20 protein-coding genes and 1 pseudogene are annotated in these 20,052 nt (G+C 66.8%); 8 read left to right on the top strand and 13 right to left on the bottom strand.

Annotated features, from left to right (window positions below):
- Positions 1 to 38: 38 nt before the first annotated feature.
- Together BM315_RS13385 and BM315_RS13380 are read left to right on the top strand one after the other, a co-directional pair.
- Positions 39 to 323: a DUF2782 domain-containing protein gene (locus tag BM315_RS13385; protein ID WP_090501757.1), complete on the top strand. Its 285-nt coding sequence runs from the start codon at positions 39 to 41 to the stop codon at positions 321 to 323.
- Positions 324 to 353: 30 nt separating this feature from the next.
- Positions 354 to 1,304: a homoserine kinase gene (locus tag BM315_RS13380; protein WP_090501755.1), complete on the top strand. Its 951-nt coding sequence runs from the start codon at positions 354 to 356 to the stop codon at positions 1,302 to 1,304.
- Positions 1,305 to 1,343: 39 nt separating this feature from the next.
- Here the strand turns inward: BM315_RS13380 and BM315_RS13375 are convergent, their stop codons facing one another.
- The 5 genes and pseudogenes from BM315_RS13375 to znuA all read right to left on the bottom strand — a co-directional run bounded on the left by BM315_RS13375 (position 1,344) and on the right by znuA (position 6,641).
- Positions 1,344 to 2,042, bottom strand: a complete 699-nt coding sequence (locus BM315_RS13375) for a TSCPD domain-containing protein (RefSeq protein ID WP_090501754.1) — start codon at positions 2,040 to 2,042, stop codon at positions 1,344 to 1,346.
- 66 nt (positions 2,043 to 2,108) lie between these two features.
- A complete protein-coding gene (locus BM315_RS13370; RefSeq protein WP_090501752.1) occupies positions 2,109 to 4,259 on the bottom strand; it encodes an adenosylcobalamin-dependent ribonucleoside-diphosphate reductase in 2,151 nt (716 codons plus the stop codon).
- Positions 4,260 to 4,449: 190 nt separating this feature from the next.
- Complete coding sequence (locus tag BM315_RS25480) at positions 4,450 to 4,833, bottom strand: CZB domain-containing protein (protein ID WP_244527301.1); 384 nt, start codon at positions 4,831 to 4,833, stop codon at positions 4,450 to 4,452.
- A 39-nt stretch (positions 4,834 to 4,872) separates the two neighbouring features.
- A pseudogene (locus tag BM315_RS25475) lies at positions 4,873 to 5,178 on the bottom strand (methyl-accepting chemotaxis protein); the annotation flags it as partial.
- A 500-nt stretch (positions 5,179 to 5,678) separates the two neighbouring features.
- Positions 5,679 to 6,641, bottom strand: coding sequence for a zinc ABC transporter substrate-binding protein ZnuA (gene znuA, locus BM315_RS13360; RefSeq protein ID WP_090501748.1), 963 nt, complete (start codon positions 6,639 to 6,641; stop codon positions 5,679 to 5,681).
- Between the two features lie 66 nt (positions 6,642 to 6,707).
- On the opposite strand from znuA, the gene BM315_RS13355 reads away from it, so the two are divergent.
- From BM315_RS13355 to znuB, 3 genes are read left to right on the top strand one after another with little or no spacing between them, the layout of a single operon-like run.
- On the top strand, positions 6,708 to 7,193 hold the full coding sequence (locus BM315_RS13355; protein WP_090501746.1) for a Fur family transcriptional regulator: 486 nt from the start codon (positions 6,708 to 6,710) through the stop codon (positions 7,191 to 7,193).
- The gene (gene znuC / locus BM315_RS13350; protein WP_090501744.1) at positions 7,190 to 7,996 is read left to right on the top strand and encodes a zinc ABC transporter ATP-binding protein ZnuC; all 807 of its coding nucleotides are present in this window, start codon (positions 7,190 to 7,192) and stop codon (positions 7,994 to 7,996) included. The genes BM315_RS13355 and znuC overlap by 4 nt, the downstream gene beginning before the upstream one ends.
- Positions 7,989 to 8,777, top strand: coding sequence for a zinc ABC transporter permease subunit ZnuB (gene znuB / locus BM315_RS13345; protein ID WP_090501742.1), 789 nt, complete (start codon positions 7,989 to 7,991; stop codon positions 8,775 to 8,777). Before znuC ends, znuB begins: the two co-directional genes overlap by 8 nt.
- 9 nt (positions 8,778 to 8,786) lie before the next feature.
- Here znuB and BM315_RS13340 read toward each other — a convergent pair whose 3' ends face one another.
- The 3 genes from BM315_RS13340 to BM315_RS13330 are packed head-to-tail and all read right to left on the bottom strand — an operon-like array spanning position 8,787 to position 10,608.
- Positions 8,787 to 9,482 carry a GNAT family N-acetyltransferase gene (locus tag BM315_RS13340; RefSeq protein WP_090501740.1) on the bottom strand — a complete coding sequence of 232 codons (696 nt, stop codon included), beginning with the start codon at positions 9,480 to 9,482 and terminating at the stop codon, positions 8,787 to 8,789.
- Positions 9,483 to 9,497: 15 nt separating this feature from the next.
- On the bottom strand, positions 9,498 to 9,944 hold the full coding sequence (locus BM315_RS13335) for a GNAT family N-acetyltransferase (protein ID WP_090501738.1): 447 nt from the start codon (positions 9,942 to 9,944) through the stop codon (positions 9,498 to 9,500).
- Positions 9,945 to 9,975: 31 nt separating this feature from the next.
- The gene (locus BM315_RS13330) at positions 9,976 to 10,608 is read right to left on the bottom strand and encodes an FMN-binding negative transcriptional regulator (protein WP_090501736.1); all 633 of its coding nucleotides are present in this window, start codon (positions 10,606 to 10,608) and stop codon (positions 9,976 to 9,978) included.
- A 121-nt stretch (positions 10,609 to 10,729) separates the two neighbouring features.
- Between BM315_RS13330 and pdxR the strand changes: the two genes are divergently transcribed.
- Together pdxR and glsB are read left to right on the top strand one after the other, a co-directional pair.
- Positions 10,730 to 12,184, top strand: a complete 1,455-nt coding sequence (pdxR, locus tag BM315_RS13325) for a MocR-like pyridoxine biosynthesis transcription factor PdxR (RefSeq protein ID WP_090501734.1) — start codon at positions 10,730 to 10,732, stop codon at positions 12,182 to 12,184.
- Between the two features lie 100 nt (positions 12,185 to 12,284).
- A complete protein-coding gene (gene glsB, locus BM315_RS13320) occupies positions 12,285 to 13,193 on the top strand; it encodes a glutaminase B (protein ID WP_090501732.1) in 909 nt (302 codons plus the stop codon).
- 205 nt (positions 13,194 to 13,398) lie between these two features.
- Here glsB and BM315_RS13315 read toward each other — a convergent pair whose 3' ends face one another.
- The 3 genes from BM315_RS13315 to BM315_RS13300 all read right to left on the bottom strand — a co-directional run bounded on the left by BM315_RS13315 (position 13,399) and on the right by BM315_RS13300 (position 16,758).
- Positions 13,399 to 13,854, bottom strand: coding sequence for a GNAT family N-acetyltransferase (locus BM315_RS13315; protein WP_170862213.1), 456 nt, complete (start codon positions 13,852 to 13,854; stop codon positions 13,399 to 13,401).
- Between the two features lie 334 nt (positions 13,855 to 14,188).
- Positions 14,189 to 15,178 carry an asparaginase gene (locus BM315_RS13305; RefSeq protein WP_090501728.1) on the bottom strand — a complete coding sequence of 330 codons (990 nt, stop codon included), beginning with the start codon at positions 15,176 to 15,178 and terminating at the stop codon, positions 14,189 to 14,191.
- Positions 15,179 to 15,312: 134 nt separating this feature from the next.
- A complete protein-coding gene (locus BM315_RS13300) occupies positions 15,313 to 16,758 on the bottom strand; it encodes an alanine/glycine:cation symporter family protein (RefSeq protein WP_090501726.1) in 1,446 nt (481 codons plus the stop codon).
- Positions 16,759 to 16,919: 161 nt separating this feature from the next.
- On the opposite strand from BM315_RS13300, the gene BM315_RS13295 reads away from it, so the two are divergent.
- Positions 16,920 to 17,738 carry a helix-turn-helix domain-containing protein gene (locus BM315_RS13295; protein ID WP_090501723.1) on the top strand — a complete coding sequence of 273 codons (819 nt, stop codon included), beginning with the start codon at positions 16,920 to 16,922 and terminating at the stop codon, positions 17,736 to 17,738.
- Positions 17,739 to 17,776: 38 nt separating this feature from the next.
- Here BM315_RS13295 and BM315_RS13290 read toward each other — a convergent pair whose 3' ends face one another.
- Together BM315_RS13290 and BM315_RS13285 are read right to left on the bottom strand one after the other, a co-directional pair.
- Entirely contained in the window at positions 17,777 to 18,532 is a 756-nt protein-coding gene (locus tag BM315_RS13290; protein WP_090501721.1) for a substrate-binding periplasmic protein, read from the bottom strand.
- A 126-nt stretch (positions 18,533 to 18,658) separates the two neighbouring features.
- Entirely contained in the window at positions 18,659 to 19,912 is a 1,254-nt protein-coding gene (locus tag BM315_RS13285; protein ID WP_090501719.1) for a dicarboxylate/amino acid:cation symporter, read from the bottom strand.
- Between the last annotated feature and the right edge of the window lie 140 nt (positions 19,913 to 20,052).

The raw sequence follows: 20,052 nt of genomic DNA, 5'->3' as shown, positions 1-20,052 counted from the left end.
ACTGAGCCGACCATTGACGATAAAGGGACAAGGTTACCATGCGCACACTCAATCGCCTGTTGCTGGTCAGCCTGCTGGCTGTCGTTCCGTTCGCGGCCTATGCCGATGATGCGCCGTCCGCCGAGCCGGATGTGACCATCCGCCAGGAAGGCGACAAGACCATCGAGGAATTCCGGGTCAATGGCTTCCTCTATGCAATCAAAGTCACCCCCAAGACCGGCAAGCCCTACTTCCTGGTGCGCGCCGACGGCAGTGACGGCAACTTCGTTCGCTCGGACTATCCGGACATGCTGATTCCGGCCTGGGAGATTTTTAAATGGTAAGACAGCACATGTTAAGTCGGCGGTTCTGATATGTCGGTATTCACCCCCCTGGAGCGTCACGAGCTGGAAGCCTTTCTCGCGCCTTATGGCCTGGGTCGCTTGCGCGACTTCCAGGGCATAGCCGCGGGCAGCGAGAACAGCAACTTCTTCGTCAGCCTGGAGCAGGGCGAGTTCGTCCTGACCCTGATCGAGCGCGGCCCCAGCGCCGACCTGTCGTTCTTCATCGAACTGCTCGATGTCCTGCATGAGGCCGGCCTGCCGGTGCCCTATGCCCTGCGCACCGAGAGCGGCGAAGCGCTGCGCAGCCTGGCGGAGAAGCCGGCGCTGTTGCAGCCGCGCCTGCCGGGCAAGCACGTCAGCCTGGCCAACCCGCACCATTGCCAGGAAGTCGGCAACCTGCTGGCGCGCATTCACCTGGCCACCCGCGGGCAAATGCTGGAACGCCAGAGCGATCGCGGCCTGGACTGGATGCTCGAAGAGGGGCCGAGCCTGGCGCTGAAACTGCCGGGCTCGCAACTGCCGCTGCTGCGCGATGCCCTGGCGGAAATCCACACAGTCAAGCCGCGCATCCTCGCCTTGCCGCGGGCCAACCTGCATGCCGACCTGTTCCGCGACAATGTGCTGTTCGACGGCAATCACCTGGCCGGCGTGATCGACTTCTACAACGCCTGTGCCGGCCCGATGCTCTACGACCTGGCGATCGCCCTGAATGACTGGTGCTCGGAAGCCGATGGCAGTCTCGATCCGCACCGCGCCCAGGCCTTGCTCGGCGCCTACGCCGCACTGCGTCCCTTTACCCCGGCCGAGGCCGAACTGTGGCCGGCCATGCTGCGCATCGCCTGCGTGCGCTTCTGGCTGTCGCGGTTGATCGCCGCCGACACCTTTGCCGGTCAGCACGTACTGATCCACGATCCGGGCGAATTCCAGCATCGCCTGCTGCATCGCCAGCGGGTCGAGGTGGCGCTGCCCTTTGCCCTGTAACGGCGGCGCCCGGGTGCGGGCGCTGCCGTTAGCTGGCGACTACCCGCATTTGGAGTAGCCGCAGTTGAGGCAGGTGGCGCAGCCGTCCATCTGCACTACCGCCTGGGTGTTGCACTTGCCACACAGCTGCGCGCCGGCCGGGAAGCCGTCGCCCGGCTCCAGCGTCACGGCACCCTGGCTGGCCTCGTAGGCGGCGCGCTTCTCGGCCAGGTACTGGCGCTGGGTTTCATCCAGCGCCTGGCCTTCGAGCATGCCGATGGCGATCAGGTGGCGTTCCAGCACCACGCCGATCTCGGCGACGATGGAAGGCATGTACACCCCGCCCTTCTTCAGGTAACCGCCGCGCGGGTCGAATACCGCCTTCAGCTCCTCGACCAGGAAGGTGCAGTCCCCGCCCTTGCGGAACACCGCGGACATGATCCGGGTGAGCGCGACTATCCATTGGAAATGGTCCATGTTCTTCGAGTTGATGAAGATCTCGAACGGGCGGCGCTGCTCGTGGGGCGTGCCGGCATTGAGCACTATGTCGTTGACGGTGACGTAGAGCGCGTGTTCGAACAGCGGCGATTTGATCTTGTAGGTCATGCCGATCAGGGTTTCCGGGCGTTGCAGGCTTTCGTCCATCTCCACCACGTTGACCTTGCTGGCCTTGTCGGAGGCGGTGGTGGCGGCAGAGCGCTCAAGGGTCTCGTCGACCACTTTGAAACCCTTGATGCGCTGGTTGATCTTGACGGTCATGGTGCAGTCTCTCCTGTCGGGCGGCGACGGCGGCGGCCCGAGGCTTGAACGGTGGCGGCGGCCGGCTCAGTACTTGCCGTAGTAGCCTTCTTTGAGTGCGTCGAACAGGTTGGCGGCGGAGTTCACCTCGCCATCGTATTCGACCTCCTCGTTACCCTTGAGCTCTACCGCGCTGCCGTCTTCGAGGATGAAGCGGTAGAGGGTCTTCTCCAGATCGGCTTCCTTGACCAGCACACCCTGGAAGGCCGCCGGATTGAAGCGGAAGGTGGTGCAGCCCTTGAGGCCCTGGCGCCAGGCGTAGCGGTAAATGTCCTTGAACGCCTCGAACGGGTAGTCGGTCGGTACGTTGGCGGTTTTGGAGATCGACGAGTCGATCCATTTCTGCGCGGCCGCCTGGATATCCACGTGCTGGGTCGGGCTGACGTCATCGGCGGTGATGAAGTAATCCGGCAGCTTCTCGCCCGGCTCGTCGGAGCCCGGCTTGGCCCGGGTGTTGACCAGCGTGCGATAGGCCAGCAGCTCGTAGCTGAAGACCTCGATCTTCTCCTTGGCCTTGCGCCCGGGGCGGATCAGGTTGCGCGAGTAATGATGGGCGAAGCTCGGCTCGATGCCATTGGAGGCGTTGTTGGCCAGGCTCAGGCTGATGGTGCCGGTGGGCGCGATCGAGCTGTGGTGGGTGAAGCGCGCACCCTGCTCGGCCAGCGCCTCGATCAGCTCGGGCGCGTATTCGGCGATCTTCTGCATGTAGCGCGAATACTTGGCGTGCAGCACCCGGCCGGGAATCTGCTCGCCAACCTGGTAGCCATCCTTCTTCATCTCCGGGCGCTTGCGCAGCATCTCGGCGGTGACCTCGACGCTCTCCATCAGCAACGGTGCCGGGCCTTTTTCCCTGGACAGGGTGAGCGCCTCTTCCCAGCCCACCAGCGCCATTTCGCGGGCGACTTCCTCGGTGAAAACACAGGATTCCGGGCTGCCGTAGCGCAGCTTGAGCAGGGTCAGGGTCGAGCCGAGGCCGAGGAAACCCATGCCATGCCGCCGCTTGTGTTCGATCTCGTGACGCTGCTGCTCCAGCGGCAGGCCATTGATCTCCACCACGTTGTCCAGCATGCGGGTGAAAATACGCACCACTTCGCGGTACTTGTCCCAGTCGAAACGCGCGTCGGCGCCGAAGGGGTCGAGCACGAAGCAGGTCAGGTTGATCGAACCCAGCAGGCACGAGCCATAAGGCGGCAGCGGCTGCTCGCCGCAGGGGTTGGTGGCGCGGATCGCTTCGCACCACCAGTTGTTGTTCAACTGATTGACCCGGTCGATGAGGATGAAACCCGGCTCGGCGTAATCGTAGGTGGAGACCATGATCATGTCCCACAGATGCCGCGCCTTGATCCGGCCATAGATACGGCAGGCCACCAGGCCGTCCTCGCGGACGATATAGCCCTCGTGCACCGGCCATTCGCGCCAGAGCACCTGCTCCGGGTCGTCCAGATCCAGATCGGCTTTTTCCTTGTGGTGCAGCGGGAAAATCAGCGGCCACTCGCCGTCGTTCTCCACCGCCTGCATGAACTCGTCGGTGATCAGCAGGCTGAGGTTGAACTGACGCAGCCGGCCGTCCTCGCGCTTGGCGCGGATGAATTCGCGCACATCCGGATGGCCGACGTCGAAGGTGCCCATCTGTGCGCCGCGGCGACCGCCGGCGGAGCTGACGGTGAAGCACATCTTGTCGAAGATATCCATGAACGACAGCGGGCCGCTGGTGTGCGCGCCGGCGCCGGAAACGAAGGAGCCACGCGGACGCAGGGTGCTGAACTCGTAACCGATGCCGCAGCCGGCCTTGAGCGTCAGCCCGGCCTCGTGGACCTTGCCGAGAATGTCGTCCATCGAGTCGGTGATGGTGCCGGAAACGGTGCAGTTGATGGTCGAGGTGGCCGGTTTGTAATCCTGCGCGCCGGCGTTGGAGATGATCCGCCCGGCAGGGATGGCACCGTTGCGCAGCGCCCAGAGGAAGTTCTGATACCAGAGCTCGCGCTTGTCCTCCGTCTCGACGTCGGCGAGCGCCCGGGCGACACGCTGCCAGGTGGCGTCGACGCTGTCATCGACCGGCGTGCCGTCCTTGCGGCTGAGGCGATATTTCTGTGCCCAGATATCCTCGGAGGCCGCCTGCAAAGCAATGCCGGAAGCGTTGTCTATACCTGCCGCGATGGTTCCGCCCGTCTTCGCCATGCCCTGCGCACCCTCGTGTCGATGGTAAGAAATAAAAGCAGTAAAGCTTAAACCAACGGACTCACAATGCCATGACCTCCATCAATTCCCCTGCTCGAGTTACCGCGATTGGGGGGTAGCCGGTTGCCCGTTCGGCCTGTGCCGGCTGCCGGGGGCCGGTTTGCCGCCCGTTGCGCCGGCGATTCGCCGTTCAGCGTCCGACCGCCTTGCCGAGCATGCGGCTCATGCCGGCCATCACCGTCAGGTTGGCGTTCTCCATCGCTTGCAGCTCGGCCAGCGCAGGCTCCAGCCGGCCTTCGTAGTAGAGCGTGACGGCCTGCCGGGCGTGCACGTGCACGGCGCGGTGCGGCGTCTCCAGTTCCGCGTAGCCGGGCAGGCCGGCGAAGCGCTCGCGCCCCTCGCCGTCGTAGTACCACTGGCCGAGGCGGCAGTGCTTCTCGTCCGGCAGGTCGTCCGGGTGGGGCCGCGAGATGCCGAGGAAGACCTTGTACACCTCCAGTTTGAGCGTCAGCTCCTCGATGTTGGCCAGCTCGACGTTGGCCAGCAGCGCCGACGAGGCGACGGCATTTTCCATACGCCGCGCCAGTTCGAGCAGGCGTTGCATGCTGTGCATGGCGACCTCGCTCTCGGCCGAGTAGCGGCTGGCGTCCTCGGCACCGACCTCCATCACCGCCTTGGCGGTGCGGGTCTCCTCCTGGATGTTGCCAACCAGGCCGGAAATCTCGGTCGTGGCCTTGGCCGTGCGCTCGGCCAGCTTGCGTACCTCGTCGGCCACCACGGCGAAGCCGCGCCCGGCCTCGCCGGCACGCGCCGCCTCGATCGCCGCATTGAGCGCGAGCAGATTGGTCTGGTCGGCGATCTCCTTGATCAGGCGCACGATGCCGCCGATTTCGCCGGCGCGCTGGTTGAGTCCGTCGACGTTGCGCGAAGCCTCGCTCATGCGCGCGAACATGGCGCGCAGGTTGCTGGCGATCTGCTCGAAAGCGATGCGGTTGCTGTCGGACTGCGCCGCCGCCTCGAGCGCCGAAGCCTTCTCCTGGTTGAGCGTGGTGGCGAGGCCGAAGAAGGACTGGCGCACGCCGCTCAGCGAATCGCCGAAGCTGCCGAGGCTGGTGAAGACGCCGTTCAGGTTGGACCGTTCGCGGCGCAGCAGGGCGGCCTCCTCATGCAGGCTGGCGCGCTCGGCTTCGAGCAGGGCGACGCGCGCCTGGAGGTCGGCGTTCTCGCGCTGCAGGCGCGAATTTTCGCTGTCGGCGCGGATCAGCGACTGTTTCAGCTTGGGGAAGAACATGGCGGCTCCCTGGCGAGTAGTTGAGTGATTCGCTCAACAATATAGTTGAGCATTTTAATCAACTATTGCGCCAAGGATTTGATGCCGATCAAAAAACGCCGTCGACGATTGATCGATAAGCCGAGGCCTTACAGGGCGCCCAGGCACTCGACCAGGCCATTGGCCAGGTTATCCAGCAGGGCCTCGTAGCCGTTGCCATCCACCGACAGCGCGCCGCCCATGGTGTCCAGTTCGGCCAGGGTCACCGGCAGGCCGGCGGTCAGGGTCTCGGCCAGGCGTGGGCGCAGCGGCGGCTCGCTGAACACGCAGGCCGGGCCGGCCTGCTGCAGGCGGGTGCGCATGGCGGCGACATGCCGCGCACCGGGCTGCACTTCGCTGGCCACGCTGAATACTCCGGCATGCTTGAGGCCGTAGGCGGCCTCGAAGTAGTCGTAGGCCTCGTGAAAGACGAAGTAGGGCTTGCCGGCCAGACCGCTCAGGCGGCTTTGCAGGCGCTGGTCGAGGGCCTCCAGGCGGGCGCCGAAGGCTTTGGCATTGGCCTGGTAGCGCGCAGCGTTGGCCGGGTCGGCGGCACTCAGGTCGGCGGCCATCTTCGCGGCTATGACCCGGGCGTTGGCCGGCAGCAACCACAGGTGCGCATCCAGGCTGCCGGGGCGGTGGGCGTGATCGTGCTGCTCGGCGGGCTCTTGCTCGTGTTCGTCGTGCTCATCGTGGGCCTGGCCGTGGTCATCGTGACCGGCATGGCTGTCGCCGAAGTGGCGCAGGTGCATGCCGGGCAGGTCCTGCACGGCGACGCTCGGCTGGCTGCGCGCGGCCAGCACCCGCGGCAGGAAGCTTTCCAGGTCCGGGCCGACCCAGTACAGCAGCGCCACCTCGCTCACCCGCCGCACATCGGAGGGACGCAGCGCGTAGTGGTGCGGCGAGGCACCGGGCGGCAGCAGCACTTCGGGGCTGCCAACACCGTCCTGCACGGCCGCGGCGATCAGCTGCAAGGGCTTGATGCTGGTCAGCACGCGCACCTCGGCGAGGGCGGTGGGGCTGGTGAGGAAAACGGCGCAGAGCAGGCTGACAGCAGAAAAAAGACGCAACACGGAGGACACTCGGGCTGGAAGGAACGGGTAATATAATAACGTCTCTCGCCTCTGCCGTCCCCGCCCATGACTCAGCCACCGCTCGCCTCACGTCCCCACGACCATTCCCGCTGCGTCAGCCATGCCCTGGCCGAGGCGGAAAGCATTTGCACGCGCCAGGGCCTGCGCCTGACCGCCCTGCGCAAGCGTGTGCTGGAGCTGGTCTGGCAGAGCCACAAGCCGCTCGGCGCCTACGACATCCTCGCCGTGTTGAGCGAGCAGGATGGCCGCCGCGCCGCGCCGCCGACCGTGTACCGGGCGCTGGATTTTCTCCTGGACAACGGCCTGGTGCACCGCATCGCCTCGCTCAACGCCTTCGTCGGCTGCAGTCACCCGGCGCATGCCCACCAGGGCCAGTTCCTCATCTGCCGCAGTTGTCATGCGGCCATCGAACTGGAGCACGCGGCGATCAGCGCAGCGATCGTCAGTGGCGCGCAGAGCGTCGGTTTCGTGGTCGAAGGGCAGACCGTGGAAGTGCTCGGCCTCTGTGCGGGCTGTCAGGAGGCCGCATGAGCGATGCGCTGATTCGCCTCGCCGGGATTGGCGTCAGCTTCCGCGGCCAGAGCGTGCTGCAGGACGTGCAACTGAGCGTCAAACCCGGCGAAATCGTCACCCTGATCGGCCCCAACGGGGCCGGCAAGACCACCCTGGTGCGTGCCGTGCTCGGCCTGCTCAAGCCCGACAGCGGCAGCGTCTGGCGCAAGCCGAAGCTGCGCATCGGCTATATGCCGCAGAAACTGCATGTCGATGCCACCCTGCCGCTCAGCGTGCTGCGCTTCCTGCGCCTGGTGCCCGGCGTCGATCGCGCCCGCGCCCAGGCGGCGCTGGCCGAAGTCGGCGCCGGCCAGGTGCTCGACAGCCCCTTGCAGAGCATTTCCGGCGGCGAACTGCAGCGCGTGCTGCTGGCCCGCGCCCTGCTGCGCGAGCCGCAGTTGCTGGTGCTCGACGAGCCGGTGCAGGGCGTCGACGTCAGCGGCCAGGCCGAGCTGTACCGCCTGATCACCCAGTTGCGCGACCGCCATGGTTGCGGCGTGCTGATGGTCTCCCACGACCTGCACCTGGTGATGAGCACCACCGACCAGGTGGTCTGCCTCAACCGGCATGTCTGCTGTTCCGGCCATCCCGAGCAGGTCAGCGGCGATCCGGCGTTCGTCGAGCTGTTCGGCCAGGACGCCAAGAGCCTGGCGATCTATCACCACCGCCACGACCATGAGCACGACCTGCATGGCGCGGTGGTCAACGAAGCGAGCGCCGGCCTGAGCATCCAGGGTCCGGTCCAACCACACGTTCACGGAGATGGCTGCAAGCATGGCTGATTTTCTGCTTAACGCCCTGCTCGCCGGCCTGGCCCTGGCCCTGGTCGCCGGCCCGCTCGGCTCCTTCGTGGTCTGGCGGCGCATGGCCTATTTCGGCGACACCCTGTCGCATGCCGCGCTGCTCGGCGTGGCCCTCGGCCTGATGCTCGACGTCAGCCCGACCCTGGCGGTGACGGTCGGCTGCGTGCTGCTGGCGGTACTGCTGGTGACCCTGCAGAGCCGCCAGCCGCTGGCCTCGGATACCCTGCTCGGCATCCTCGCCCACAGCACCCTGTCCCTGGGGCTGGTGGTGCTGAGTTTCATGCAGGACGTGCGCATCGACCTGATGGGTTACCTGTTCGGCGACCTGCTCGCCGTCGGCCCCGGCGACCTGGCCTGGATTCTCGGCGGCAGCGCCCTGGTGCTGGTGCTGCTGAGCCTGCTCTGGCGACCCTTGCTGGCAATCACCGTGCACGAGGAGCTGGCCCGGGTCGAAGGCCTGCCGGTGGCGGCGATCCGTCTGAGCCTGATGCTGCTGATCGCCGTGGTGATCGCCGTGGCGATGAAGATCGTCGGCGTGCTGCTGATCACCTCACTGCTGATCATTCCCGCCGCCGCCGCCCAGCGCCACGCGCGTACCCCGGAGCAGATGGCCCTGGGCGCCAGCCTGCTGGGCATAGTCGCGGTATGCGGCGGCCTCAGCCTGTCGTGGTTCCAGGACACTCCGGCCGGGCCATCGATCGTGGTCTCGGCGGCCAGCCTGTTCCTGCTCAGCTTCGCCTGGCCGCGGCGCACGGGGTAAGGCTGGCGCTCAGCGTTCCGGGCGGCTCCGGTTGCGCAGCTCGGCGAGGCTGCTGCGCTGGCGGCCCTGCTCATCGAAGTTGTCCAGGGCCAGCCAGCGCTCGAACGCTTGCCGTTGCGCCGGCCACTCGTGGTCGAGCAGGGAGAACCAGGCGCTATCGCGGTTGCGCCCCTTGATCACCAGATGCTGGCGGAACAACCCTTCGAAGCTGAAGCCGAAGCGCTCGGCGGCGCGCTTGGAGCGGGCGTTCAGATCATTGCACTTCCATTCCAGGCGGCGGTTGCCGAGGGCGAAGGCCAGTTCGGCGAGCAGGAATACCGCCTCAGTGGCCCGCGGCGTGCGCTGCATGGCGCGGCCGAAGGCAATGTGGCCGATCTCGATGCAGCCATGGGCCGGCACTATGTTCAGGTAGCTGAGCAGGCCCTGGGCCTGGCCGTTGGCGCGCTCGCGCACGGCGAAGAACAGCGGGTCGCTGCCGGCGGCATTGCCGGCCAGCCAGGCGTCGAATGCCGCGCGGGATGCGAAGGGTCCATAAGGCAGGTAATCCCACAGCGCCGGATCGGCGTCCGGCCCCTGCAGGCACGGCCACAGGTCATCACCGTGGCGCGCGGGATCGAGCGGTTCCAGACGCACATAACGGCCGTCGAGCGGACGCCGTGGCGGCGGGTTGGCGGGGCGCCAATCGGGCAGGGCTGGCTGGGTCATGTCATCGTCCTCGGGCTACAGGCCGTGGGTGTATTGCACGAAGCCGGAACGCTCGGCGATGTGATCGTAGAGCTGCATGGCGCTGTGGTTGCTTTCCCGGGTCAGCCAGTGCACCCGCGCACTGCCGGCGCTGCGGGCCTGGGCGTAGACGTGTTCGATCAGCTGGCGGCCAACGCCGCTGCCGCGCACCTCGGGGCTGACGAACAGATCCTGCAGATAACAGCTGTGGGCCACCAACCAGTTGGAGCGATGGTAAATCCACTGCACCAGGCCGACGGCATGGCCGTCGCGCCAGGCCAGCGCGGCATGGGTCGGCTCGGCCGGGTCGAGAAAGCGCTGCCAGGTGCTGGCGCTGGTTTCGTCTGGCAGCTCGCTTGCGTAGAAGCGCAGATAGCCTTGCCACAGCGGTAGCCAGGCGGCGTGGTCGGCGGCACTGACGGGGCGGATTTCGAGAGTCGACATCGGGGTATTCCTTCGCTGGGAGAGGGGGTCTTCAGCGCAGGCTATCCATCAGCCGCGCTACTTCCTGTTCGTTCGGCGTCGCGCGGGTCGCCAGGGCAGCGCGCACGCCGGCGCGGTTGTCCGCCGGCTGGTTCTGGCTCAGCTTACGTTTGCCGGCGATGCGGGCGATCGGCAGTTCGAAGCCGACGATGGCGCGCAGCATGGCGTCGAGGTAGTCGGCGGGCGCCTCGTCCAGCGACCAGGGCTGCGCCTGGCCGCTTTCGTGATGGGCGCTGAGGCGGCCGACCAGTTCGCGCAGGCGCGCCGGCTCGTCGAACACCGCGGCGTGGCCCCAGACGTGCACGGTCTGGTAGTTCCAGGTCGGCACCGCCTTGTGGTCGCGCGCCTTGCTCGGGTAGTAGCCGGGGCTGACGTAGGCCGAAGCGCCGGGAAAGATCACCAGCGCTTCGGCACCCGCGGCCAGGTCGCGCCACTGCGGGTTGGCGCGGGCGAAGTGGCCGAGCAGCGTGCCGTTTTCACCTGCGTCGGGGTCGAGCAGCAGTGGCAGATGGCTGGCCTGCAGGCCCTGCTCGGCCTGGGTCACCAGGATCGCCAGGGGTGTGCGCTCGATCTGTGCGTGCAGTTCGGCGAGGTCGTCGATGCGGAAGGCGGCGGGTGAGTACATGGCGGTTCTCCTGAGCGATGGCGCCATGCTAGGCGGGCTATTGGTCCTTTGTAAGAGCCATTAATGGTCTTTTCGATAGGTCCAATTTACTCTGTGCATTCTCCTGCCCAGGCCGCCGCCCATGTCCAGCAAACCGCCCTTGCCCCTCGACCCCGCGGGCTTCCGCCTCGACCCGCGTCAGGGCCTGGCGCGCCAGCTGTATCAGGCCCTGCGCGAACGCATTCTCGACGGCCGCATGGCCAGTCGCATGCGTTTGCCGGCCAGCCGCGAACTGGCCGAGGCGCTCGGCGTGTCGCGCAATACCGTGGTGCGCGCCTACGACCAGCTGTATGCGGAGGGCTATATCGACGGGCGCATCGGCGACGGCACCTATGTCGCCGAACTGGGTGACGGCGTGCCGGCCGCCATGCCGCCGGCGGCGCAGGCGCAGATTGCGCAGCCGCTGCGGGCGCGCTTGCAGGCCCACGGGCCGGGCGCGCCGCGCGAGGGGCCGCCGCGGGCGTTCCGCCTCGGCTTGCCGGCCCTCGACCTGTTCCCCTTCGAGGTCTGGGCGCGTTTGCAGGCGCAGTTCTGGCGTGCGCCGGCACTGGAATGCCTGGGCTATGGCGCTGCGGCCGGCGATCCGCGCCTGCGGGAAATGATCGCCGCCTACCTGCGCAACGGCCGCGGCCTGCGCTGCACGCCCGAGCAGGTGCTGATCACCAGCGGCGCGCAGCAGGCCATCAGCCTCTGCGCCCAGCTGCTGCAGGCCGGCGACGGCGTGGCGCTGGAGAATCCCTGCTACCGCTCCGCCGCGCAGACCTTCGCCGTCGCCGGGGCGCGCCTGCACGGCATCGCGGTGGACCAGGACGGTCTGGACACCGGTCAGTTGGCGGGCCTCGGCGATTGCCGGCTGGCCTACGTCACGCCGTCGCACCAGTACCCCAGCGGCGTCACCCTGTCCCTGGCGCGGCGCCTGGAACTGCTGGAATGGGCCGAACGCGAACAGGCCTGGATCGTCGAGGACGACTACGACGGCGAGTACCGCTACAGCGGCACGCCGCTGGCGCCGCTCGCCTCTCTGGATCGCCAGGGCCGGGTGCTCTATGTTGGCACCTTCTCCAAGGTGCTGTTCCCGGCGCTGCGCCTCGGTTATCTGGTGGTGCCGCCGGCGCTGGTCGAGCCCCTGGCGCAGTTGCGCACCCTGAACATGCGCCATTCGGAAATCGGCAGCCAGGCGGTGCTCGCCGAGTTCATCGCCCGTGGCCACTTCCAGCGGCATATCCGCCGCATGCGCCGCGCCGCTCGCTCGCGTCGCGATGCCCTGTTGCGCGACTGGCCCGCCGCCGAAGCCGGCGTGGCGCTGCCGGAGGTGCAGGCCGGGCTGCACGTCTGCGTGCCGTTGCCCAGCCTGGCGCGTGAGCGTGAGCTGATCGACCAGGCGGCAGGCGTCGGCGTCGAGCTCAGTGCGCTGAGCGGCTACTGCCTGGACGAGCCGATACAGCCGCCGCGTGCCGGGTTGGTGCTGGGCTTTGCCGGGGTCGACGAGGCGCAGATCGCCCAGGCACTCGATAAGCTGCGTCGGGCCTGGCGTTGAGGGAGCCGCCGGGAGCAGTTTCTTGTGTGATCAGCGCCGGCTGGCAGGCGTCTACCAGCCATCGCCCGAGGTTCGCTCGGGCACTGCTACGAGCCCGAACATGCAAGCGCTGTTGAATGAAATCCTCGACGAAGTCCGCCCGCTGATCGGCCAGGGCAAGGTGGCCGATTACATCCCGGCGCTGGCCGATGTGCCGGCCAATCAGCTGGGCATCGCGGTGTACAGCAACGCGGGTGAGCTGTTCTGCGCTGGCGATGCGGCTACGGCGTTTTCCGTGCAGAGCATCTCCAAGGTGTTCAGCCTGGTCCAGGCCATCGGGCACTCCGGCGAGGACATCTGGCAGCGCCTGGGCCACGAGCCGTCCGGGCAGCCGTTCAACTCGCTGGTGCAGCTGGAGTTCGAGCGCGGCCGGCCGCGCAATCCGTTCATCAACGCCGGCGCCCTGGTGATCTGCGACATCAACCAGTCGCGCTTCGCCGCGCCGGTGGTGTCGATGCGCGATTTCGTTCGGCGTCTGGCCGGCAACCCGCAGGTGGCGGTGGATAACCGGGTGGCCGATTCGGAATACCAGCACCGCGCGCGCAACGCGGCGGCGGCCTACCTGATGCAGTCTTTCGGCAATTTTCATAACGAAGTGGAAGCGGTGCTGCGCAGCTACTTCAGTTGCTGCGCGTTGCGCATGAGCTGCGTCGACCTGGCCCGCGCCTTCTGCTTCCTGGCCAACGGCGGCTTCTGCCTGCACAGCGGTGCGCAGATCCTCACGCCGCGACAGACCAAGCAGGTCAACGCGATCATGGCCACCAGCGGGCTGTACGACGAGGCCGGCAACTTCGCCTACCGGGTCGGCCTGCCGGGCAAGAGCGGGGTCGGCGGCGGCATAGTCGCGGTGGTGCCCGGGCAGTTCAGCGTCTGCGTGTGGTCGCCGGAGCTGAACGCGGCCGGCAACTCCCTGGCCGGGATCAAGGCGCTGGAGCTGCTCAGCGAGCGGATCGGCTGGTCGGTGTTCTAGCAGGCTGGCTATAGGGCGCCTGCGCTTTATCGATCCACCAGGGAGAGGCGCGACATCCGCCCTAGCAGGCCGTTGAAAAACTACCTGCGTTGGCAATACTGCGTTAAAAACGGGCTCGGAATGCTCATTTACATCTCGTAAACTCCGCTTCTTCGGCTGTTTTTGCCTTGTCTTGCCTGCCTCGCCTACGTTTTTCAACGGCCTGCTAGAGCAGCTTGCGGAACTGCACGAAGCCCGAGCGTTCGGCGACCCGCTCGTACAGCAGCATGGCGCGGCTGTTGGTTTCGTGGGTCAGCCAGTACACCCGCGCGCAGCCGGCCTGGCGGGCCTGGGCGTAGACGTATTCGATCAGCTGGCGGCCGACCCCGCTGCTGCGCACATCCTTGGCGATGAACAGGTCCTGCAGGTAGCAGTAGTCGCCAGTGGTCCAGGTCGAGCGGTGGTAGACCCAGTGCGCCAGGCCGATGGCCTGGCCTTCGTGCCAGGCCAGGGCGGCGTGCATGGGTTCGGCCGGGTCGAGAAAGCGCTGCCAGGTGACGTCGCTGGCGGCGGCGGGGATCTCGGTCATGTAGAAGCGCTGATAGCCCTGCCACAGCGGCAGCCAGGCCGCATGCTCGGCGGCGCTGACGGGACGGATCTCGGCGGGAATGCGAACGGCCATCGGGCAACCTCCTGTCGGTATGATTGATCATCCTGAAACGGTTAAGGTCTGGCTGCAAGTGTAGGAGCCCGACTAGTCTGCGCGCTCGTCGCACAGGTCGGGGGGAACCAGTGTTCCGTCTCGGCCTGGCTCAGCCTCGTAGTGTGGATCTGGGCGCGTAGCTGAGGTTTCACCATCCACCAACTGCGATGGTACCTGTAGGAGCGGGCCATGCCCGCGAAACGCATCGCGGCCATGGGCCGCTCCTACAGGTCTTGGTGCTGATTCAATTTCTATATAAAACAATTATTTATTTCTTGTTCGATAAGAACCGACGCCTGCCCAATAGGGCCTGTCAATCGGCACGCTCGCCGCACAGGTCGAGGGCGAACCAGTGTTCCGTTTCGGCCTGATCCAGGCCGGCGCCGAGCAGGGCGAACAGCTTGCCCAGGGCCGCCTCGCGGGTCATGCCGCCGCCGGAGACCAGGCCGGCGCTGGCCAGTTTGCTGCCTGCCGCATAGACGCCGAACTCGACGTGGCCATGGGCGCACTGGCTGATCGCCGCCAGCACCACGCCGCGCGCATGGGCCGCCGCGAGTGCGGCGAGCAGTTCGCCGTCGTCCGAGGGGCCGGTGCCGCTGCCGTAGCACTCCAGCAGCAGGCCGCGTACACCGCTATCGAGCAGGGCGCGGACATGCGCGGCCTGGATGCCGGGGAACAGCGGCAACACGGCGAGGTTCACCGGCTGGCGCGGCTGACGGTAGTCGAGGGCGGTGGGAATCTGCGCGGCGCGTTCGCCGCGGCGCTGGCGCGGCAGTTCGGCGAAGGCGCCGAAGGTGGCGCTGGCCAGCTTGCTGACCCGCGCGCCGTGCAGCAGTTTGCCGTCGAAGTACAGCTGCACGCCGGGCGCAACGCCCTGCTGCAGCGCCTGCATGGCGCCGAACAGATTGGCCCAGGCATCGCTGCCCGGCACGCCGGCCGGCTGCATCGAGCCGGTCAGCAGCACCGGCAGCGCCAGGCCGAGCAGCAGGAAACTCAGGGCCGCGGCGCTGTAGGCCAGGGTGTCGGTGCCGTGCAGCACCAGCACGGCGTCGCAGCCGTCCTGCTCGACGCCTGCGCGGATCGCCGCGACCATCGCCAGCCAGTTGGCCTGGCTCATGTTGGCGCTGTCGATCGGTGGCAGCAGTTCGCGGAAGATCCAGGCCGGCAATTGCCGCTCTTGTTCCTGCGCTTGCCGGGCGCGCAGCCGCGCCTCGAAGCCGGAGGCGGGCGCCAGGCCGTCCGCGCCCATCTGCATGCCGATGGTGCCGCCGGTGTAGAGCACCAGGAGTTTTGTTATAGCCATGACGGCTCTCCTCAGAGGTTGTGAAAATATCGAGCGCCGTCGCGAAACCACCGCAGTAGGCGGGAGTTGTGTCACAGCCTCGCATATAAAAAAACAGGGGGCCATGGCCCCCTGTTTATCACGTCGTTAGCGGCTCAGCGCTGGTGCACGCTGTGGCCGATCTCGGCGCTCAGGGTCTGCGGTGCTGGCGACGGCTTGGCCGGCCAGGCTGCCGGATCGAGATCCAGGTCGGCGAAGGCTTTCGGGTCGAAGACCGGCGACGCTACACCCGCCTTGATCTGCTTGTCGTAGTCGCGCATCAGGCGCAGGCCGACCTTGAACAGCAGGGCCAGGGCGATCAGGTTGGCGATGGCCAGCAGGCCCATGGTTACGTCGGCGAAGGCGAACACCGTGCCCAGGTCCTGCAGCGAGCCCCAGAGTACCAGGCCGATCACCAGCACGCGGTAGGCCTGTACCAGCCAGCGCTTTTCGCTGAAGAAGCCCAGGGCGTTCTCGCCGAGGTAGTAGTTGTAGATCAGGGTGGTGAAGACGAACAGCAGCAGGGCGATGCTGATGAACACCCGGCCCCACTCGCCGACCACGCTGGCCATGGCGGTCTGGGTCAGGATCACCCCGGAGACTTCCATGCCCGGCTGGTAGACGCCCGAGAGCAGGATGATCAGCGCGGTGCAGCTGCACAGGATGATGGTGTCGATGAACACGCTGAGCGATTGCACGATGCCCTGGGCGACCGGGTGCTTGACCTCGGCCACGGCGGCGACGTTGGGCGCACTGCCCAGGCCTGCCTCGTTGGAGAACAGGCCGCGCTTGACGCCCATGATGATGGCCGCGCCGATGCCGCCGGCGAAGGCCGGTTCCAGGCCGAAGGCGCTCTTGACGATCAGTGCCAGGGTCGCCGGGACCGCCTCGATGTTCAGGCCGATCACCACCAGGGCCATGGCGATGTAGGAGAAGGCCATCACCGGTACCAGCACGTCGGCGAATTTGGCGATGCGCTGGATGCCACCGAAGATGATCAGGCCCATTACGGCGACAAGGATCAGGCCGCTGATATGGGTGGGTAGGCCGAAGGTATCGTGCATCGAGCTGGCCACGGTGTAGGACTGCACGGCGTTGAAGCCGAAGCCGAAGGTCACCAGCAGCAGGATCGACACAACGATGCCCAGCCAGCGCTGGCCAAGACCGTGCTGGATGTAGAAGGCCGGGCCACCGCGGTAGCTGCCGTCGGCTTCGCGGCGCTTGTACAGCTGGGCCAGGGAGCACTCGAAATAGCTGGTGGCCATGCCGACCAGGGCGACCATCCACATCCAGAACACTGCGCCCGGGCCGCCGAGCATGATGGCCACCGAGACCCCGGCGATGTTGCCGGCGCCGACGCGGCCGGCGACGCTGAGCATCAGCGCCTGGAACGAGCTGAGCTGGCCCGGATGGTGTTGAAAGGCTTCGCTGAAGATGCGGAACATGTTGCCGAAGTAGCGAAACTGGACGAAGCGTGAGGCGATGGTGAAGTACAGCCCGAGGCCGATCAGCATCACGATCAGCAGCTTGCTCCAGATAAGGTCGTTGAGAATATCGAGCATGGCGGGAGGGTCTCTCTCTTGTTGTTGGGGAAAAATGCAGCGTCAGCTTGGGGCCCGGGAATGGTTGGCCAGACGCGCTCGTCATGCAATTTCGCGGGTGGCGGCGACCTGATGCGAGTTGATGCTACAATCGCGCCGATCGCGCCAAGAGGAGCTGCAGCATGTCGGAATACCTGGGAGCCAATCTCAAGCTGCTGTGCAGCCACTACCGCTCGATCGCCGAGGTCTGCCGCAAGCTGGCGATCAACCGCGCCCAGTTCAACAAATACCTCAGCGGGCAGAGCCAACCGACCGCGCACAACCTCAAGCGCATCTGCGATTTCTTCGGCGTCGAGGCCTATGAACTGAGCTTGCCGGGCGAGCAGTTCGCCCGTCTGATCGGCGCGCGCGGCAGCGGCCTGGAGCAGCCAGCCGGCGGCGATCCGCTGTTGGAGTTGCTGCAGCCGCTGCGCGAGCATGCCAGCAGCCTGGCGCGCTACTGCGGCTATTACTTCGAGTACGCCAACTGCATGTCGGTGCCGGGGCAGATCTTGCTGTCGCTGGTGCAGCTGCGCGAGGAGCGTGGTAATTACCTGTTCGAACGCCAGGAGCGCCAGGAACCGTCGCGCGCCGCCAGCGCCAAGGCCGAGGACTGGGTGCGTTGTCGCTACCTGGGCGCGGCCTTCTACCTGCAGGATCGATTGTTCCTGATCGACTACGAGTCGCTGACCGGCAACGAGATGAGCCAGACCATCCTGATCCCCAGCTTCAAGAGCCGCATCGCCCGCCTCAACGGCCTGAAGACCGGGGTCTCCAGCGGCGACCTGCGCACCCCGGCCTGCACCCGGGTGGTCTGGGAGTTCCTCGGCACGGAGATCAACCGGGTCAATGCCTATCGCCAGGTGATGCTCTACGAGCCGGACGATCCGCGCATCGACCCCGACATCCGTCAGCGCCTGGCCGGAGCGCATATCCGCGACGGGCTGTTCGAGATCGAGTAGCAGTCGGCCCACCTGGCGGGCGCGGCAGCTCTTCGCGCTCAGCACAACTGTGGGTTCTTCGCGCAGCTGCCATAGCCTTCGTCGCGCATCTGCTCGAGTGCCGCCTGCAGGCGTTCCACCACTTCATCCGGGGTGTCCTTGTTCAGCGCCAGGTACAGCTGTGAAGTCTCGAAGCTCAGGACCGTGCTCAGGCCGCTGACGCCCTGCTCCCTGGCGTAGTGACGCCAGACCGGATCGGAGGTGGCCCACAGGTCGATCTGCCCGCGCTGCAGCTTGCGCAGGTTTTCCTGGTCGCGCAGGGCGTTGTGCGGGGTGAAGCCGAGGCGCTCGAGGTGCTGGCTGACCGCTGCGCTGCGGTAGGCGCCGATGCGGTAGGCCCTGGCCTGCTCCAGGTTGGCCGGGCGCGGGCCGCCGTCCTCGCGGCCGACCAGCACGCTCTCATACTGGGCGATCGGCCCGACCCACTTGAACAGCGGTCGCCGCGCCTCGCTCAGCGAGGTGGAAAACAGCCCGTGATTGGGCGTTTCCAGGGTCTGCTTATAGATCCGTGCCCAGGGGAAGCGCAGGGTCAGGCTGTAGCCGATGCCGGCGCGCCTGAACATCTCGCGCACGATATCGGCGCTGAGGCCGTGGATATTCGGGTCGCGGGCGAAGTTCTTGCCGTTCGCCGCCAGGTTGAACGGCGGGAAATTCTCGGTCAGCAGCACCACCCGGTAATCCGCCGGCAATTCGGCGTGAGCGAAGTGGCTGAACAGCAGGCCAAGCAACAGGTGCAGCGGGATATAACGGCGCATGGTCGATCACTCCTACAAGCGAACGCCCCGCGCCCGACGGATGTCCGGGCGGGGCCTGGTTCGCAACGGATGCCGGCGGCTGGAGCCGGCGGCGGCGGTGAATCAACGATGTTGCGGTGCGGCGGCCTATTCCTTGTTCGCGCTGTTGTAGACCTCGCGGTCCAGCTCGTTCTCGCTGTGGCCGACCAGGGTGGTGGTCATCAGGTCGCCAGCGACGTTGACCGTGGTGCGGGCCATGTCGAGGATGCGGTCGATGCCGGCGATCAGCGCCACGCCTTCCAGCGGCAGGCCGACCGAGGTCAGCACCAGGCCGAGCATGATCAGCCCGGCGCCGGGGATGCCGGCGGTGCCGATCGAGGCCAGGGTGGCGGTGAGGATGATCATCAGGTACTGGCCGCCGCTGAGGTCGACGCCGAAGGCCTGGGCGATGAACAGCGCCAGCACGCCCTGGTAGATGGCGGTGCCGTCCATGTTGATGGTGGCGCCGACCGGCAGCACGAAGCCGGCCACGCCCTCGGACACACCGAGGTTCTTGCGCGCGCATTCGATCGACACCGGCAGGGTGCCGGCGCTGCTCGAGGTGCTGAAGGCCACCGCCAGGGCCGGGGCGATGCCCTGGAAGAAACGCAGCGGGCTGAGCCGCGCCAGGCCGCCGAGCAGGCCGCCGTAGACCAGCAGCACATGGGCCAGGCTGGCCAGGTAGATCACCCCGATCACCCCCGCCAGCGGCAGCAGCACCTCGGCGCCGTGGCTGCCGACCACGCCGGCGATCAGGGCGAACACGCCGTAGGGGGCGCAGCGCATGATCAGGTCGGTGAGCTTGTAGAAGGCCTCGGCCAGGCTGTCGAACAGCTTGATCGCCGGCGCGGCCTTGGCGCCGACCAGGTTCAGGCTCACGCCCAGGGCGATGGCGAACACGATGATCTGCAGGATGTTGCCTTCGGCGAAGGCGGTGACCGGGTTGCTCGGCACCAGGCCGACCAGGATCTGCACCAGCGAGGGCGCCTGCTTGGCTTCGCTGCCAGCGCTGGCGACCATGTGCATGCCTTCGCCGGGCGTGAACAGGGTGCCGAACAGCAGGCCGATGCTTACCGCGAAGGCGGTGGTGACCAGGTAGATGGCGATGGTCTTGACGCTGATACGGCCGAGCTTGGCGCTGTCCTGCATGGAGGTGATGCCGGCCACCAGGGAGACGAACACCAGCGGCACGATGAGCATCTTGATCGCGTTGAGGAACAGCGCGCCGACGGGGGCCAGGATCAGGGCATCCTGCTCGAAGGCGATGCCGGTGGCGACGCCGAGGGTCAGGCCGATGAGGATTTGCTGCCACAGCGGCAGGCGGCTCCAGAAACGCAAGGGAAGGGTAGTGCTCTGACTCATGGTTATCACCCGAATAGTTGTTGTTTGAGGGCCGTCTGTTGCGGCCTTGAGTGCTACTGCCCGTCAGGATCGGGGCGGGAGGGTGCGCCGCACGGGGGCGTGCGGCGCGTGGACATGCGTAGGAAGGGGCGAGCCTAGGC

Source organism: Pseudomonas borbori, assembly GCF_900115555.1.
GTDB lineage: Bacteria > Pseudomonadota > Gammaproteobacteria > Pseudomonadales > Pseudomonadaceae > Aquipseudomonas > Aquipseudomonas borbori.
Note: the sequence above shows the minus strand (reverse complement) of the source record. Positions and strands in the feature narration are given on the sequence as shown.